Here is a 749-nt window from a genome sequence, read left to right on the forward strand (position 1 = left end):
GTCGGATCCAAATCACCAACAAAGCCCTAACGTTCGGCCAGAAGTCTACGGACGAGCGCGAATACTCCCTACAAGGGACCCTCGACGAAGTCCGGCTTTACCATGTCTCCCTGGACCCCGAAGAAATCGCCACGCTTCCCACCCGCTGGAACAACGAGCTCGTCACCGGCCTGCCCGAAGAAACTGGGGATCAATTCACTGTATACCCCAACCCCACACAGGAGAACCGCATATACCTTTCTGGCCTACAGTCCGAGCAAACCGAATCCATTCACATATACGATTTAACTGGCCGCCTAATCGACAGCCCCTGGACCACCGATGCGGGCGCTATACGCGTCGACTTCCCGACGAGCCTGCAAGGCATAGTCGTACTACGCGTCCAAACAACGGCAGCAATATTCTATAAGAGATTTATAATTTACCGATAGCGCGACGGAGCCCCTCGTCGATGCATCCTGCCTGTGCGCGAAACATTCGTGTTTTGTGTGCAGGCTTTTTATGGAGCTGGCGCGAGCAGAATGGCATCGCGGGGACTGCCCGCCAGCCTGGAGACTGGCAACAGTTTAAGGCACCCCGATGAGATCGGGACTAAACGCAAGAGCCGCGCCTCCGCTAACGCTCGGCGCTAATTCTTGCCAGCGGGGCCTAAGCCGCATTTAGCAACTACTTCACAACAATTCCCTTCTCCTTAAATCGACTATACAAAAGATATTTCACTTCACTCTCCGCCAGATCCGCCTTAAACA

Annotated in this window: 1 protein-coding gene; it reads left to right on the forward strand. The window is 54.3% G+C overall.

What is annotated here, in order from left to right:
• A partial coding sequence (locus tag KK062_RS29850) for a T9SS type A sorting domain-containing protein (protein WP_254088050.1) occupies positions 1-431 on the forward strand: 431 nt, incomplete at its 5' end.
• Positions 432-749 lie beyond the last annotated feature (318 nt).

It is taken from the genome of Dawidia cretensis (assembly GCF_018598175.1).
Classification (GTDB): domain Bacteria; phylum Bacteroidota; class Bacteroidia; order Cytophagales; family Cyclobacteriaceae; genus Ohtaekwangia; species Ohtaekwangia cretensis.